The 15,792-nt window shown below is 64.0% G+C and carries 12 protein-coding genes and 2 pseudogenes; 2 read left to right on the plus strand and 12 right to left on the minus strand.

Going from position 1 to position 15,792, the window contains the following annotated elements:
* Positions 1-8: 8 nt before the first annotated feature.
* Genes purU through ACVWYO_RS15825 form a run of 10 tightly spaced genes read right to left on the minus strand, consistent with a single transcriptional unit; the run spans position 9 to position 11,879 of the window.
* Complete coding sequence (purU, locus tag ACVWYO_RS15780; RefSeq protein ID WP_457352364.1) at positions 9-869, minus strand: formyltetrahydrofolate deformylase; 861 nt, start codon at positions 867-869, stop codon at positions 9-11.
* The gene (locus ACVWYO_RS15785; RefSeq protein WP_457352365.1) at positions 869-2,215 is read right to left on the minus strand and encodes a spinster family MFS transporter; all 1,347 of its coding nucleotides are present in this window, start codon (positions 2,213-2,215) and stop codon (positions 869-871) included. The genes purU and ACVWYO_RS15785 overlap by 1 nt, the downstream gene beginning before the upstream one ends.
* 34 nt (positions 2,216-2,249) lie before the next feature.
* Positions 2,250-2,681: a sarcosine oxidase subunit gamma gene (locus ACVWYO_RS15790; protein ID WP_457352368.1), complete on the minus strand. Its 432-nt coding sequence runs from the start codon at positions 2,679-2,681 to the stop codon at positions 2,250-2,252.
* A complete protein-coding gene (locus ACVWYO_RS15795) occupies positions 2,674-5,385 on the minus strand; it encodes a 2Fe-2S iron-sulfur cluster-binding protein (protein ID WP_457352370.1) in 2,712 nt (903 codons plus the stop codon). The genes ACVWYO_RS15790 and ACVWYO_RS15795 overlap by 8 nt, the downstream gene beginning before the upstream one ends.
* On the minus strand, positions 5,382-5,645 hold the full coding sequence (locus ACVWYO_RS15800) for a sarcosine oxidase subunit delta (protein WP_426265339.1): 264 nt from the start codon (positions 5,643-5,645) through the stop codon (positions 5,382-5,384). Before ACVWYO_RS15800 ends, ACVWYO_RS15795 begins: the two co-directional genes overlap by 4 nt.
* Complete coding sequence (locus ACVWYO_RS15805) at positions 5,645-6,901, minus strand: sarcosine oxidase subunit beta family protein (RefSeq protein ID WP_457352373.1); 1,257 nt, start codon at positions 6,899-6,901, stop codon at positions 5,645-5,647. The genes ACVWYO_RS15800 and ACVWYO_RS15805 overlap by 1 nt, the downstream gene beginning before the upstream one ends.
* Entirely contained in the window at positions 6,898-8,046 is a 1,149-nt protein-coding gene (locus ACVWYO_RS15810; protein ID WP_457352375.1) for an NAD(P)/FAD-dependent oxidoreductase, read from the minus strand. The genes ACVWYO_RS15805 and ACVWYO_RS15810 overlap by 4 nt, the downstream gene beginning before the upstream one ends.
* Positions 8,039-9,448, minus strand: coding sequence for an FAD/NAD(P)-dependent oxidoreductase (locus ACVWYO_RS15815; RefSeq protein WP_457352377.1), 1,410 nt, complete (start codon positions 9,446-9,448; stop codon positions 8,039-8,041). The genes ACVWYO_RS15810 and ACVWYO_RS15815 overlap by 8 nt, the downstream gene beginning before the upstream one ends.
* Positions 9,445-10,704 (minus strand): cystathionine gamma-synthase family protein, encoded by a 1,260-nt coding sequence (locus ACVWYO_RS15820; protein WP_457352379.1) that lies wholly within the window; start codon positions 10,702-10,704, stop codon positions 9,445-9,447. The genes ACVWYO_RS15815 and ACVWYO_RS15820 overlap by 4 nt, the downstream gene beginning before the upstream one ends.
* Positions 10,701-11,879 (minus strand): aromatic ring-hydroxylating oxygenase subunit alpha, encoded by a 1,179-nt coding sequence (locus ACVWYO_RS15825; RefSeq protein ID WP_457352381.1) that lies wholly within the window; start codon positions 11,877-11,879, stop codon positions 10,701-10,703. The genes ACVWYO_RS15820 and ACVWYO_RS15825 overlap by 4 nt, the downstream gene beginning before the upstream one ends.
* A 266-nt stretch (positions 11,880-12,145) precedes the next feature.
* On the opposite strand from ACVWYO_RS15825, the gene ACVWYO_RS15830 reads away from it, so the two are divergent.
* Together ACVWYO_RS15830 and ACVWYO_RS15835 are read left to right on the plus strand one after the other, a co-directional pair.
* On the plus strand, positions 12,146-13,036 hold the full coding sequence (locus ACVWYO_RS15830) for a LysR substrate-binding domain-containing protein (protein WP_457352383.1): 891 nt from the start codon (positions 12,146-12,148) through the stop codon (positions 13,034-13,036).
* Between the two features lie 63 nt (positions 13,037-13,099).
* Positions 13,100-13,735, plus strand: a pseudogene (locus ACVWYO_RS15835) (transketolase); the annotation flags it as partial.
* A gap of 265 nt (positions 13,736-14,000) precedes the next feature.
* Here the strand turns inward: ACVWYO_RS15835 and ACVWYO_RS15840 are convergent.
* A pseudogene (locus tag ACVWYO_RS15840) lies at positions 14,001-14,983 on the minus strand (IS256 family transposase); the annotation flags it as partial.
* A gap of 68 nt (positions 14,984-15,051) precedes the next feature.
* Complete coding sequence (locus tag ACVWYO_RS15845) at positions 15,052-15,774, minus strand: IS6 family transposase (RefSeq protein ID WP_457352385.1); 723 nt, start codon at positions 15,772-15,774, stop codon at positions 15,052-15,054.
* Positions 15,775-15,792: the final 18 nt, after the last annotated feature.

Raw genomic sequence — 15,792 nt, forward strand, 5'->3', positions numbered from 1 at the left:
TCGCTCCCTCAATCGCGGAAGACGATGGTCCGCGCGCCATTGGCAAGTACGCGCCCACTCAGGTGAAGACCCACCGCACGTGACAGCACCCGTCGCTCGATATCGCGGCCCTTGCGAACGAGATCGTCCGCGCTGTCGGCATGGCTGATGCGCTCGACGTCCTGCTCGATGATCGGCCCTTCATCGAGATCGCCGGTCACGTAATGCGCCGTCGCGCCGATCACTTTTACACCGCGCCGATGGGCCTGATGGTATGGCTTGGCGCCCTTGAAACCGGGCAGGAAGCTGTGATGGATGTTGATGCAGCGATGCTCGAACTTCGCCGAAAGGTCATCCGACAAGATCTGCATGTAGCGCGCCAGCACGACGAGATCGGTGTAGGTCGATTGGTGGATTTCCCAGATCCGCGCCTCCTGTTGTGCCTTGGTCGCAGGCGTGATCGGCAAGTGATGGAAGGGGATGCCCGCCAGATCGAGCGCGCCGAACGCCTCGATCGGATGGTTGGAGATAATACCCACCACATCCATATCCAACTCGCCGATCCTTCGGCGGTAGAGCAGATCGACCAGGCAATGGTCGAACTTCGAGACGAGGATCAGTACCTTCTGCCGTTCGGCCGCCGGGCGCAGCGTGAGCGTCATACCGTAGCGCGTTGCGAGGCTTTCGAAGCCGGAGCGCAGCACGCCTGCATCGGCATCTTCGGGTATGGCGAAGGCCGTGCGCATGAAGAAGCCGCCCGAATCCGCATCGTTATATTGGCTCGAATCGGTGATGTTGCCATGACACACAAAGATGTGCGCTGAGACCGCAGCGACGATACCGGAACGGTCCTGACAGGACAGCGTCAGGATGAAGGATTGGGTTGGCATCAAGGCTCCGTGATCGTGGCGTCGGGCTTGCCGAAGTTGCGCACGCGCGCATCGTCGGCGGTATAAGATCGGACGCTCGTCCAATAATGGTAGGCGGCCCAGAAGCCGGTAAGCGACAGCGCCATCAGCGCGTAGCGCAGCGATTCCGCATTGCCCATCCGGCCCGCAAGCGCGTCGCTGATCCAGCCGACGATGCTTGGCGCGATGATCAAATTGGCGACGTTTGCGGTGAGCAGGCTGATCGCCATGCCCTGAGCGCGCATCGAGGGCGGCAAAAAGTTAAGCAGCAGCGCCATGGTTGGCCCGACATAGAGATAAGCGGTCGGCACCACGAGCCACAACATCGCCGTCGCCACGCCGAGCGAGTGGGTATGATAGGCGATGAACGACGGGATGGTGGAGAACGTCACCAGCCCGGCGAGCATCCATGCCGCGCGCTTGGGATCCTGCATCGAGGGATGGGCAAGGATCAGCCCGGTCGCGATCGTCGCGCCGCTGCCTGCCCAGAAATAAATGGTGCCGAGCCGCTCGCCCGCCTGCGCGGTGGTCAGGCCATATTCGCGCTCGAAATAGGTTTGCGTCCACCACAACAGACCCCAGCCCCACAGGCAGATCACGGTACCTGCGGCGTTGATGTGCCAGGCCGACCTTTGCGTCCACAGGAAGTTGCACGTCTCGAGGAAGGTCGCGGCGGGGGCGCTGCTCTCGTTTATATATTCGAAGCGCCCGCGCACCGGTTCGCGCACGGTCAGCAGAATGAGAATACCGAAGATGACACCGGGAATGCCGAGTGCGATGAACGCCGCGCGCCAACTGTGGAAATAGTCGACCACCCAGCCCGCTACGGTCGAGCCGAGCCAGGCGCCTAGCGGCAAGCCCAGCGCATAGATGGTGAGCACGAATGCCCGCCGTCCACGCGGAAAATTGTCGGCGATGATCGAGGTGGAGGGCGGCGTACCGCCTGCCTCGCCGATGCCGACGCCGATCCGCGCGACGAGGAACTGCCAGTAATTTTGTGTGAGACCGAGCAACGCGGTCATGGCCGACCAAACAATCATCGCACCCGCCACGATGTTGCGGCGGTTTGCGCGGTCCGCGACTTTCGCGATCGGCAACCCGACCGAGATGTAAAAGAATGCCAGCGCCACCCCGGTCAGCCAGGCAACACCGGTGTCGGAAAGATGGAATTCCTTACGGATCGGTTCCAGCACAGTCGACACGACATAACGGTCGGCGATGTTCAGCGCATAGACTAGCCCAAGGACAATAACGACGTACCAGCGCGCCCTTGCCAGTGCTGGTTGGGCAAGCTCCGGCTGGGCCAGGTTCGGTGTGCCAGATGTCATCGTGTGCCCCCCAATTTTGCTTACAACCCCAGCCTCATGGCGTGCCGATCGCATCGTTCCACAGATCTTCCAGACTGGCTGTGTAACTGCCGGGCAGATATACCTCGCAGGATTCGTCGCCAGCTGGTGCGATCCAGACCGGTACGTGGTGGATCGTGCTGGCTGCGATGTGTCCGGGAGCCAAAACGGGGCTTTCGGTGTCGAGCCAACCGCTGACCGAGAGCAACCAGCGCCAGCCTGCGCCGGTGAACGTCGCCCGCATCAGGCCGCCGCCGACCGGCACGAGCGCGCCGCTTCCGGCTAGGTCGATGGCATCGGTCCCGGCATCGATCAGCCACCAGCGGCACGGTTCGACCTGCAAGGCGCGGATCGCTGGCGGGAGGGCAGGCAGAGTGCCCTCCCACAGATCCAGCACGACGACATCGTCCGCAGCGGTGATCGTGAACGAGACGGGCGCGTCAGTCACGATAGCGCGTTCCTTCGGTGTCGTAGAAAACCGGTGTGGTCACGAGTACACGCGCCGATCGCCCGCGGGTGGGCGAGGCGGCGAGCAACGTTTCCCCGATCCGCGCCCGCCCGCCGGCGAGCAGACCGAGCGCGACCGCGCCGGCGCCAATCACACGACCAGTGGCGGATGTGACATGACCTTGGACTGGCGCACCTTCGGCGGCGATGAGCATTGCGCCTTCGGGGATGGGCGTCTCGCTGGTCAGGCCGATCAACTGCACTCGATTTTCGGCCGACAACGCCATGCGGTGCAGACCCGAAGCGCCTATAAAGCCGCCATTCTTGCGCACCATCCTCTCCAGTTGCAGATCGTGCGGTGTGGTGCGACCGTCCGCCTCCGCGCCAATCACGATATGGCCTTTCTCGATACGCAGAAATTCGAGCGCTTCCAGACCGTAAGGACAGCCGCCATGTTTGCGCGTGGAGTCCTCCAGCGCGTCCCAGACCGGGCCTGCCGCGTGTCCGGTCGCATAGATTTCGAACGCCCGCTCGCCGCTATAGCTCGCTGCCAGGATCAGGACCGGCAACCCCGCGATCGCACCGTGGGTGATGCCCATATGCGCGGGCATCTCCAGCCCGGTAAGGTCGGTAAGGATTTCGCGCGCTAGCGGCCCCGCCAGCGCGATACCTGCGAGATGCTCCTGCTGCGCGACGACCGAAACTTTCAGATGCGGCGCCAGCACAGCGCGCGCATAGCTGAGGTGCGACTCCATCCGGTCCGCACCACCGGTCGAACTGGTCAGGAGATAGCGCTGTTCCTCGATCCGCCAGACGGTGCCGTCGTCCATCACCATGCCGTCCTCGCGCAGCATGAAGGTGTAGCGCCCGCGCCCGACCGCGAGCTTGGCTACGCCCGTTGCGCAGACGATTTCCAGGAATGCTGCGGCATCCGGCCCGGTGACCGAGAACTTCGCCAGCGTGGACACGTCGACGATGCCGGCGGCGGTGCGAACTGCGCGCGCCTCGCGCATCGCGGCTTGATGCAGCGTCTCGTCCTTCACCGGATAGGCACGCGGGCGGTGCCAGTAACCGAGCGGTTGCCACAATGGGGCGAGCCGCTGATGCTGAGTGTACAAGGCAAGCCGCCGCGATGGCGCGGCATGACCGCCACCATCCGCGCCCGCCATCGCGCCCAGTGTCAGCGGCGTGAACGGCGCGCGGAAGGTGGTAAGGCCCGCCTGGGGGATGGTCACGCCCGCCGCGCCCGCGAGGCGCGCGAGAGCAGCCATGTTGCTCGTCTTGCCCTGATCGGTCGCCATACCGAGCGTCGTATAGCGTTTGAGATGCTCGACCGAGCGGTAGCCTTCCTGCCACGCCAAATCGACGTCGGCGGCGGTCACGTCGTTCTGGAAGTCGATGAAGCTGTGCTTGGGATCGGGCAGGTCGGCGGGCATGGGCGCAATAGGAGCCACGTCTCCGGCGGCGGCGCCCACGCTGGTGACCGCCTGCCGCGAAGCGCCGGGAACGAATGCCTGCACATCCTCGCGCCACTCGAGCTTGCCGCCGGCCTGGCTGTGGAGATGCACCACAGGTGTGAACCCGCCCGACATGGCGAGCACGTCGGCGTCGAAGTGGCGGATCGTGCCGCCGATCCGCGCCGCGACAGAAGCGAGGTGGTGCTTGCGGCCCGTGGTCGAGAACGGCACGGCGTCGGTGAAAACCGGGAAGCGGGCAGCAGGCGCGGTCGCGCGGCTATCGAGGATGGCGACGACGTCGCCACCCGCCGCGGCGACCGCCGCGGCCGTCGCGTAGGCGTCATCGTTGTTGGTCGCGATTACTACGCGCTGGCCTGGCAGCACGGCGTGGCGCGCGATATAGGTCCGCACCGCCTGCGATAGCATGACCCCGGGGCGGTCGTTCCCGGCAAAAGTCAGCGGCCGCTCGATCGCGCCGGTAGCCAGCACGATACGCTTGGCGCGGACATGCCAGATGCGTTGCACAGGAGTGCCTGGGGCGGGGGGCTCGCCCGGCTCGACCAGTCGCTCGGCCAGCGTGACAAAGCCGTGGTCCCATATGCCCGATGCGGTGGTGCGCGTGAGGATGTGCGCGCCTTCGACCGGGCCGGTAATCTTGCGATCCTGCTCAACCAGCAATACGCGCTCACCTGCCGCCACGGCGTCGCGAGCGGCGACGATACCAGCCGCACCGCCCCCCACTACCAGAACGTCGCAGAAGGCGGCGCGATGCTCGTAGCGATCGGGATCGATCTCGCTCGGGGCGGCGCCCAATCCAGCGGCGCGACGGATGAACCGTTCATAGACCATCCAGCGCGAAGGCGGCCCGAAAAAGGTCTTGTAATAGAAGCCCGCCGTCAGGAAGCGTGCCGCCAGACCGTTCACGGCCCCGACGTCGAAGGTCAGGTTCGGCCAGCGATTCTGGCTCCGCGCGACAAGGCCATCATAGACGTAAAGGTCGGTAGCACGCGTATTCGGCTCGGTGCGCCCACCTTCGCCGACCGTGACGAGGGCGTTCGGTTCCTCGACACCCGCCGCCAGGATCCCGCGCGGGCGATGATATTTGAAGCTCCGCGCGACGAGGCCTACGCCGTTCGCGAGCAAAGCCGCTGCCAACGTATCGCCGGCCCGCGCGCGATATTCCACACCGTCGAAGGTGAAGCGCAGCGTAGCCTCCGCGCCGCCCGCGATGCGCGCGGGACCGCTCACAGATGCACCGCCGGATCAAATGCCGTGACGGATCCGATCTCATGCGTAACCCGGTGGCGCCGCAACACCAGCCATTGCCGACAGCCGAAGCCGTGCCGCCAGAGTTCATCATCCTCCCCGCGCGGATTGGCGCGGGCGTAGAGGCGTTGAACCGCCTCTTGGGCGGACATGTTCAGTGTCACCACCGAATCCAGCGTGCGCTCATATGCGAACTCGACTTGCGCGCGCGGGCCGCAATGTGGGCAATCGATCTGCATCATCAGCGCAAGTGCGGCATAAAGCCGACCCCCGCTTCGTCGATGGTCGCGCCGCGCTCGAACCGGTCGAAGGCAAAGGGCTTGGCGAGACCATGACTCTCGCCGGTCGCCAACAGATGCGCGTAGCACCAGCCCGATCCCGGCGTCGCCTTGAACCCGCCATAGCACCACCCGCCATTGAGATAGAGCCCGTCCACCGGCAACGCGGAGATGATCGGTGATCCGTCGAAACTCATGTCGGTCGTGCCCGCCCAGCATCGCACCATCCGCAATCGGGAAAGGGCGGGAACCAGCGCGATGGCTTCGGCGGCCGCCTTCTCGACCCGCACGGGCAGGCCACGCTGGGCATAGCTGGGGAACTGGTCCGGGTCGCCCCCGAGCAAGATGCCGCCTTTGTCCGACTGGCTGATGTAGCAATGGAGCGATTGCGACATCACCACGGTGTCGATCATCGGCTTGACCGGCTCGGTCACGAATGCCTGTAGCGTCTGCGCCTCGATTGGTAGTTTTAGCCCGGCCAGCGCCGCGACCGGTCCGCTATTGCCCGCGACGCAAATGCCGACCCGGCCCGCGCCGATCGCCCCGCGCGTCGTTTGTACGCTGGTAATGCGGCCGCCTTCCATGGTGAAGCCGGTGACCTCGCAATTCTGGATGACGTCGACGCCCAGCGCATCGGCGGCGCGGGCATAGCCCCAAGCGACGGCATCGTGCCGCGCCGTACCGCCACGCTTCTGGATCATGCCGCCATGGACCGGGAAACGAGCGTGCTCCGACATGTCCAGCAACGGCACCAGTTTGCGCACCTGTTCGCGGCTCAGCAGATCCGCGTCGATCCCGTCGCACCGCAAGGCATCGCCGCGCTGCGCCAACATCGTCATGTCGCTGTCCGAATGACCGAGGAACAGCGCGCCGCGCGGGGAAAACATCACGTTGTAATTGAGGTCGTCGCTCATCCCCTCCCACAGGTTGAGCGCGAAATCGAAAAGGTCGTGCAGCGGCTTCTGACGGTAGTTGGAGCGCACGATCGTTGTGTTGCGCCCCGTATTGCCGCCGCCGATCCAGCCTTTTTCCAGCACCGCGACGCGACGGATGCCGTGCACCTTGGCAAGGTAGTAAGCGGTGGAAAGGCCATGCCCGCCGCCGCCGATGATGATGACGTCGTACTGCTTTTGCGGTTCCGGGTCGCGCCACGCACGGTCCCACCCGCGTTGTCCGGTTAGCCCGGCTTTCAGCAATGCGAGTGCGGAATAACGCTTCACGCCGCCCACCCGCGATGCTCGCGCCAATCGGGTACCAGACCCTCGAATCGGGCGAGACCGAGCTTGCCGATCTCCGCGAAGGAGCACGTGCCCTCGATGACGAGGTCTCGGATCGCATGACCGCTTGCGGGAGAAAGTCCGAAGCCAACGCCGGACATGGTCGCGACGGTCAGGTTGCCCGGGTCGCTCGGCCGGTCGAGGATCGGGCGGCCATCGGGCGTGTTCTCGATCACGCCGGCCCAGGAGCGGATGACGTTGAGGTTCGCGGCCTTCGGGAACATCTCCGCTACGCGGCGTGCGAGGTTGCGCACCAGCGGCGAGGTGGGGCGGCACTGCGGACCTTCGGGCGCAGTGGAAATCCACTCATGCGGTCCGCCCCCGAAAGCGAGATTACCGCGCAGGGTCTGCCGTCCGTACAGCCCATTGCCGTCGACGCCACCGATCTTCATCAGGGGGGCGGGTTCGGTCACGATCATCTCTGCGCGTGCTGCCGCGAGCGGGACGTGAATGCCGATCGGGGCAAGTAGTGCCTGTGTTTGCGGTCCGGCCGCGACGACCAGGGCATCGCATGCGATCCGCCCGCGCGGAGTGTGCACCGCCACGACTTTGCCGCCGGCGGTCTCGACCGAAAGGGCAGGGCAATGCTGCAAGATGCGCCCGCCCAGATCCTGCAGTGCCCAGGCATAGGCCTGCACCGTGCGCTGTGGATTGGCGTGCCCGCCGAAGCGTAGATGGATGCCGCCGAGGCAGGTTGCATCGGTCAGCGGTACCATCTCCTGCGCCTGCTTCGCGTCCAGATCGTCGACCCGATATCCCATCGCGCTGCACATCCGCCCGACTGCACGGTAATGATCGAGCAGTTCGGGGTCTCGCTGGATGATGATGCGCTCGCGGACATATTCGGTCGGGTATCCGAGCAGATCGTCCATCTGCGGCCACATCCGCTGCTCTTCGGCGAAGAGCGGGCTTTGGTAATGCGATGCGCCGCCGCCGTTCCGGCCCGAAGCTTCCCAGCCGACGATGCCTTTGTCGATCGCCACGACATCGAGCCCGGAGCGCGCGAGCCACCATGCGGCGGACAGGCCGGTCACGCCCGCGCCGATCACGACGACGGATGCGCCCTTCGGAGGGGCGACCTCAAACATGCATGTTGCCGCCGAGGCCAGCGACATGCTCTGCCTCTTGTGGAGTACCGATCACGGCATAAGGCGTCCACTGCGTCGGAATGCCGAACCACACATCCCAGCCGCGCGCCATGGCGTCGTTTTCCTGCCAATCGGCGAGGATGGAAAGTTGAACGGGGCGTACCGGCGCCCGAAAGCTGGCGATGGGCACTGATTCGAGCGGCACCTTCTGATGCTCGGCGAGCAGGCACGCGACCTGATCACGGCAACGGCGACCCTGACACGGGCCCATGCCGGCGCGGGTAAGGCGCTTGATCTGGTCGGGGTGTGCCGGACCATCGTTGAGCAGCGAGGAGAGCGAACGCTGTGCCATCTTTTCGGGCCGCGTGAGATATTGCGGTGGCTGCACGCCAAGCAAATCGGCGCGGGTAACGTCCTCGCACTGGCACACGACAGTATCGGGCGTCGCGCCGCGGCCGAGCGCGGCGGACCACGCTTGCAGATAGGCGGCTTCGGGGCGCGTCACGGTGGCGGCATCGCCAATCAGGGTGATGGTGTCGCCGGCTGTGGTCCCGGCTGCGTCGAGCAGTTCCGTTGCGGCAGTCGCGCCGATCGCCAGAACGATCGTGTCGCAGGCAATTTCGTTCGGTGCTTCGTTTTCTGACAAGAGAATGATGCTCTCGACGCCGTCAATCCCGCCGCGCGCTTCCGCCACCGTGTGTCCGAGGAGCACCGATATGCCCGCTGCCTGCACCTGTTCCAACAGTGCAGCCGGACCTTGTACCACCTCCGCGACCTCAACCAACGCCGCCACTTCGATTCCGCGCGACACGGCCAGCAGCGCGGTGACCAACGCGAGCATATTGGAACCGAGGATCACCACGCGGCGGCTCGCCAGCGCATCGTAGCGGGTCAGCAACGCGGCGAACCCTTGCGCGCCCATCACGCCAGGCTGGTTCCAGCCGTTGAAGCCGAGCACCAGATCGCGTGCGCCCGTCGCGAGCACCAGCCGATCGAAGCCGATCATCGCAGCGGTTTGGCCATCGGCAATGCCGAGCAGCGGCTCGGGCAAGGCGCGCATCGCTGGGCCATTGACGTACAGCCCCCAGGCGCAAGTGCCGAGCCGCACGTCCACGCCCGCCTCGAACGCCGCTGCCAGTAGCGGATTGCTGGCGAATACCTGCTCAAGCATCCGTTCCGGATGCTGCACCGCCGCCGTCATCCGGCCACCGAAGAAATACGGCACGTCGGTGCCGATCAGCGCCCCGGGAAAGGGATTTTCATCCAGTAGCAGTACCGACGCTCCGCCCTCCGCTGCCGCAATCGCAGCGGCTGTACCGGATGCGCCGGCGCCGACAACGACGACGTCGAAACTGGTATCAGGTGCAGCAATTTTCCCGTCGATGGCGTGGATGTCGATCATACCGCGGCCAGCGCCTGTGCCAGATCCACCAGCAGATCATCGATATGCTCGATCCCAACCGAGAGGCGCAGCGTCGCATCGGTGATGCCGCCCGCCGCCCGTTCTTGCTGCGAGATCGCATAATGCGTCGTCGTCGCGGGGTGGGTGATGAGCGTTTCCGATCCGCCCAGGCTCACCGCGAAGCGCAGCAACCGTAACCCGTCGAGAAAGCGGAATGCCTCCGCCTCGCCACCGACCACCGCGAAGGAGAAGGTCGAACCCGCCGCTTTGCACTGGCGGTCGTACACCGCGCGTTGCGGGGTGCCTTGGGCGAGGAAGCCGAGATAGGTAATGCCCGCGACCTTGGGATGATCCTGTAGGAATTCCGCGACCGTGCGTGCATTGGTCATCGCGCGTTCGACTCGCAGATGCACCGTCTCCATCGAGCGCAGCATTAGCCAGCTCGTATAAGGATCGAGATGGCTGCCAAGCGTGGTGCGCAGCAATCGGAGCGGGGCGATGAGCTTTTCCTTGCCCGAGACGCCCCCTGCCAGCAGATCGCTATGCCCGCCGCAATATTTGGTGAGGCTGGTCATGCACAGGTCCGCGCCGAGTTCGATCGGGCGCTGCATCAGTGGGCCGAGCAGTGTATTGTCCACCACCACCAGCGGTCGCAGGCCGGTTTGCCCGCCGACTGTAGCGGCGATCTGCACCACCAAGGCGATGTCGACGATCGCGGCGGTGGGGTTGGCGGGCGTCTCAATCACGATCAGCTTGAGCGGACCCTGCGCGAGCGCCTCGTCCACCGCGGTCTGGATACTCGCACGGTCGCAGCCATCGCAGAATTCGGCATGGCCGACGCCGAATTCGGGCATCAGTCCGGTGTAGAGTCCGTTCGTCCCACCATAGATTGGGCGGCTGAACACCACACTGTCACCGGGCCGTACATGGGCGAGGGCGATAGCGGTATGCGCGGCCATGCCGGAGTTGAACACCGCCGCACCCTCGGCCCCGTCGAGCGCCGCGAGCCGCGCCTCGACCATGTCGAGCCCTGGATGGCCGAGCCGCGAATAGATGTGTCCCGGCCGCCCGACTTCCGGGCCGGTGCCGTCGAAATACGCCTCGTGAATCGCCTTTGCCTGTCGCGCCGAGGCGTAGGCAAAGGTCGAGGTCATATAGATCGGCGGCTTGGCGGAATTGCCCGCGCTGGCGGGATCGTATCCGGCGCGAACGGCAAGGGTTTCGGGCTGCCAGTTCGGCACGTCCTCGGCCGTCATGCCGCGCGCTGCTCGAGATAGGTCGCGGCCTTGGCGCAATACCAATCGACAAAGCGCAGCGTCAGCGATTCCGCAGCGGGGCTATACGGACCTGGCGTGTACCCCGGCGAATTTACGCCCAACTGGTTGTTCTCGGCGAATTCCTTGTCCTGCAGATTGGTCTGCGTCCACAGATGCGTCAGCGTATCCAGATCGTAATCGACCCCCTCAACCGCATCCTCATGCACTAGCCATTTGGATACGACATGGGTTTCGGTCGGCGAGACCGGGATAGCGGTAAAGGCAAAGGTATATTCGCTGGTCGAATGGCAGAAATTGTTCGGCTCGATCGCCCAGCGCAGTGATCCGGTATTGCCGCCGCCAAGGTCGCACATCAGCTTGTTTACGCTGAACTGCCCGCTGGTGCTCATCGCGACGGTGCCGTCGTTCAGCGGGAAGCGCACCGCCTGCCACCAGTCCTCGCCGGCCGGACCGATCGGAATGCCGAGATCGGCCATGCGCGCTTCGTAGCGCGCGGCGGTGTCATCCTCGAAATCGAAATAGGCCGAAGCGTTGATCGGGAAGGAGGCCGAGAGTTCCGGATGGCCGGAAGCACAATGATAGCATTCACGGCCATTCTCCATCACCAGCTTCCAATTGGCGTTTTCGACTAGGGTAGATTGATAGGCGAGCTTTGCATGCTGCAGATCGTGCGGCGCGAGCAGCGGTGTCAGATCGCTCCGCATCACGGAAATGTCGGGTGGCGTACCGGCAAGGCAGATGAAGATCGCGCCGGCGATCCGTTCGAGATGCACCGGCTTCAGGCCGTGCTCGTTCTTCTGGAAATCCTCCGGCATCCGGCTCGCGGCAAGCAAGCGGCCGTCCAGCCCGTATGTCCAGCTATGATAGGGGCACACGAGGCGGGTGACATGGCCTTCGCCCGGCTTGCACAGGATCGAGCCTCGGTGGCGGCAGCTGTTATGGAACGCGCGCAACTCCCCGTCGCGACCGTGCAGGATGATGACGGGCCAGCGCCCGACCATGAAGGATAAGTAATCACCTGGTTTCTTGATCTCCGCTTCGAAGCCCGCGAACAACCAGGAATTGCCGAAGATCGCAGCCAGGTCGAATTCGAACGCCGCGGCGCCGGTATACAGGCCCTGTGGAAGCGAGTGGCCGGCCGGGCGTGCACGCAATAGCGCCGAAATGTCCCCCAGGTCCAAAGCGTGATCTCCAATTGCTCGGGCACGTGACTGACATGCCGGACAGGTGGAGTGAAAATCGCATTTGTGCATGACGACATGCGAAAAGCTGAAAGCGCGGCAGACCGGCCGCACTGCCCGTTGCATCAGGAGATAAAACGCGCTTGGTATCGGAAAAGAGCATGAGCTCGCAGTTCTGAAGGGGGGCTTCCATAGCACGCACGTCGCCTGTCAACAGACGCTGGTTACCGCTCAACGCATTGCGAGCGTTCGATGCGGTGGGACAGCGGCTGAGCTTCACCGCCGGTGCGCAGGCGCTCAACGTCTCACAGAGTGCGGTGAGCCGACATGTCATCAGCCTGGAGGAATTGCTCGGTCACAAACTGTTCGACCGCTCGGGCCAGACGCTGGCGCTGACAGCGGCGGGCCGGGCGCTGCTGCCTGAGGTGAGCAAATCGTTCGATCGGCTCGAGCAGACGATGAACGCGATCTGTTCAAACCCCAATGCCAGCCGCCCGATCCGCTTGCACATCCCGCCTTCCTTACTCCAGCATGTCGTGATGCCGATGATCCAGGCGTTTCATGTCGAGCACCCCGATATCCGCATCGACATTTCGAGTTCCGGTGTCACCGGCCTGCCGGCGCGCGAGACCGACATGGCGATCGTGTTCGACCGGCCCAATATCGACGACCGCGTGACCGATCTGTTGTGGATGGTGCGTGTCGCCCCGCTGTGTTCACCCGAAACGGCGAAGCGCAGTACGGGCAAGTCGCTCGAGCAGTTTCTCGCCGATACCGACCTGCTTCACGTCAAGCTCGACGGAGAGCCGCGAGGTCTTTTGTGGAGCCTCTATGCGCGCCAGACACGAATTGCACTCGACGTCGACCGGGGGCTGGCGTTCGACACCGCGTCGCTCGCCGTCGGTTACGCGATGGCGGGGAGCGGAGTGGCGCTCAACGACATCGACATGTTCGCGCCTGAAATCGCGACCGGCCGGCTTGTCGTGCCTTATGACACGGTGAGTAACGACGGCTTCGGCTATTACCTCAAACTGCGGCCCGAGGATCTTGCCGACCCGACGATCAGCCTGGTACGCTCCTGGTTGATCGCTCGGTTCGCCGCGCGCGAGGAAGAGCGCGTCGCAGCGTGATGACCCCATGACCAGATTGGCGTCGCGCATCGCCACCAATCAGATATGCTCGGACGCATGGACATGACCACGCTTTCCCCCGAACGCCGGCCCGATCCGGAAAACGTCGCCGTGCTGGAGACGATCGAGACGCGGCTGCGCTGGCTGTCGTCCTGGACGATCCACAATGCAAATCACCTGCGGGAGAGTCGCGACGGGCTGAAGGTCGGCGGGCATCAAACGAGCTGCGCGTCGATCACCGCGATCATGACGGCGCTCTATTTTGGCGCGCTGCGCCCGCAGGACAAGGTCGCGGTGAAGCCCCATGTCGGGCCGGTGCTGCATGCAATCCATTACCTGCTCGGCCAGCAATAGCTCGAGGCGCTGCAACGCTATCGCGGCTATGGCGGGGGACAAAGCTATCCGAGCCGGACCAAGGATTCGATCCCTGTGGATTTCTCGACCGGTTCGGTCGGGCTGGGGGTAGCGATTACCGCTTTTGCCAGCCTGATTCAGGACTATCTCATCGCACATGGCGAAATAGACGAGGCGGATGCGGGCCGGATGATCGCGCTGATGGGTGATGCCGATCTGGACGAGGGCGACATCTACGAATGCCTGATTGAGGCGTACAAGCACGACATCCGTAATTGCTGGTTGTGGATTGGCGCCGAAAACGGGACCCCGGTAGTTCCTCGCCAAGCTATTGAATCGGCGTCGAAGCCTTACATAACCGGGGGTCCAATCGGCGCGGATCGGGACCCCTTGATAACCCATACTTTCAAAGGATTACAGGTAGTTGCTCCACTCCGGCCGGGGTCTCGCTTTCGACGCCGATCCACAAGTTCGTAATAAATTGCTTGTGGGACGGGAGAGCGGGTCGCGGACGCCACGCTCGAGAGCCTCGTCCAAGGAGATCGTGTCCCACCGCGTGGTGTAGCTTCGGCGGCGTAGCCGCTTTGATCTCCGGTTATGACCGGGTCGATCACGCCGCCATGGACGACAACGTGACGACGGGATCATCGCTCAATTGCGAAACGCTTTCCAGTGTCATGTAGCGGCCCCGCTGGACGGCCCACTCGTCGTTCTGCTCGAGCAGCAAGGCGCCGACGAGACGGGTGATGGCACCTCATTGGGGACGATGCCGACGACACCGGTGCGCCGCTTGATCTCGCCGTTCAGGCGTTCGAGCGGATTGGTCGAGTGCAGCTTGGTGCGATGCTGCGGTGGAAACGACATGTAGGCCAGCACGTCCTCCTCGGCGGTATCCATTATTTCTGGCGAGTTTGGGGACGCTGGGGCGCAGCTGGTCGGCGACTTTGCGCCATTGCCCCTTGGCCGCCTCGGGCGTTTCCTGCGCATAGGCCGTGGCGATGAAGGCCGAGACGAGGCGGCGCCCGCTCTTGCCCGCATGGGCCATGGCGTTGCGCGCGAAGTGAAACCGGCAGCGCTGCCAGGTGGCGCTGAACACGCGCGAAACGGCGGCCTTGATGCCCTCATGCGCGTCCGAGATGGTGAGCTTCACACCGCGCAGGCCGCGCCGCGCGAGGCTCCGCAGGAAATCGGTCCAGAACGTTTTTGCCTCCGACGCACCGATCGCCATGCCGAGGACTTCGCGCCGGCCGTCACCGTTCACGCCGACCGCGATGGTGACCGCGACTGAAACGATGCGTCCGGCTTGCCGCACTTTGAGGTACGTCGCATCGACCCAGACATACGGCCAGTCCCCCTCGATAGGGCGGTCGAGGAATGCCTTCACGCGGACGTCGATCTCCTCGCACAGCCGGCTCACCTGGCTTTTCGAGATGCCGGTCATCCCATCGCCTTGACCAGATCATCGACTGAGCGGGTCGAGATGCCCTGGATGTATGCCTCCTCCACGACCGCGGTCAGCGCCTTCTCGGCAAGACGCCGGGGTTCGAGGAATGCTGGGAAATAATTGCCGGTTCTAAGCTTGGGGATACGCAGTGCGAGGTGCTGTCAGTCTAACGGGAACCGCTCTCTCCACGATACAGGTTGGGCTTTCTTAAGCGGCGTTATTCCATGACTGACTGCCACTCAGCTTGGGCGGCTGAGCGGCGTTCCTTATAAGTCTTGCGGTCGACGAGGTGACGTTCGAGGTTAAAGTGATTGTGAACATTGGCATGGACCGAGGCGAATTTCTGGAGGGTCTTTATTCGCCTGAATCTGAGCATCGCACGCTCTCGTCGTCGGAAGGGCAGGTGGCTATTCTCTACCCGGTTGTTGGCCCATCGACCGACCTCCTGTCTGTCCTCATTCCCGAGTTCTTTCATCGCTGCACGGTAGGAGCGGAGGCCATCAGTTGTGATTGCCTCAGGCGAACCATGGCGTTTCAGCGCCTTCTTCATGAACGTCAACGCCGCGCCCTTGTCCCGTGTCTTGGCGACAAAGCTTTCGAGGATCTCGCCTTCTTGATCGACCGCGCGCCAGAGGTAAACCATCTCGCCGTTCAGCTTCACGTACATCTCATCGAGGTGCCACCGCCAGTGCGGGAAACTTCGCATCCGGTTAACCCGCTGCCGCCGCACGTCGCCGGCGAGGATCGGACCAAACCGCCCCCCACCACTGCCGCACTGTCTCGTGGCAAATGTCGATCCGCGCTCGAACAGCAGGTCTTCGACGTTTCGTAGCGACAGCGGAAAGCGAACGTACATCATCAACACCAGACGGATCACCTCGGGCGACGAGTTGAAACGGCGGAACGGACTAGGCGGCAGCGCTCTCGATTTTCGGCTCATCGACCACGGCTATCACCA

The organism is Sphingomonas sp. UYP23 (assembly GCF_054059235.1).

Coding starts and splice junctions, on each gene's coding strand:
- ACVWYO_RS15820 (WP_457352379.1), bottom strand. CDS start 10,704: ATGACGGCCGAGGACGTGCCGAACTGGCAGCCCGAAACCCTTGCCGTT.
- ACVWYO_RS15810 (WP_457352375.1), bottom strand. CDS start 8,046: ATGTTTGAGGTCGCCCCTCCGAAGGGCGCATCCGTCGTCGTGATCGGC.
- ACVWYO_RS15845 (WP_457352385.1), bottom strand. CDS start 15,774: ATGAGCCGAAAATCGAGAGCGCTGCCGCCTAGTCCGTTCCGCCGTTTC.
- ACVWYO_RS15785 (WP_457352365.1), bottom strand. CDS start 2,215: ATGACATCTGGCACACCGAACCTGGCCCAGCCGGAGCTTGCCCAACCA.
- ACVWYO_RS15815 (WP_457352377.1), bottom strand. CDS start 9,448: ATGATCGACATCCACGCCATCGACGGGAAAATTGCTGCACCTGATACC.
- ACVWYO_RS15800 (WP_426265339.1), bottom strand. CDS start 5,645: ATGATGCAGATCGATTGCCCACATTGCGGCCCGCGCGCGCAAGTCGAG.
- purU (WP_457352364.1), bottom strand. CDS start 869: ATGCCAACCCAATCCTTCATCCTGACGCTGTCCTGTCAGGACCGTTCC.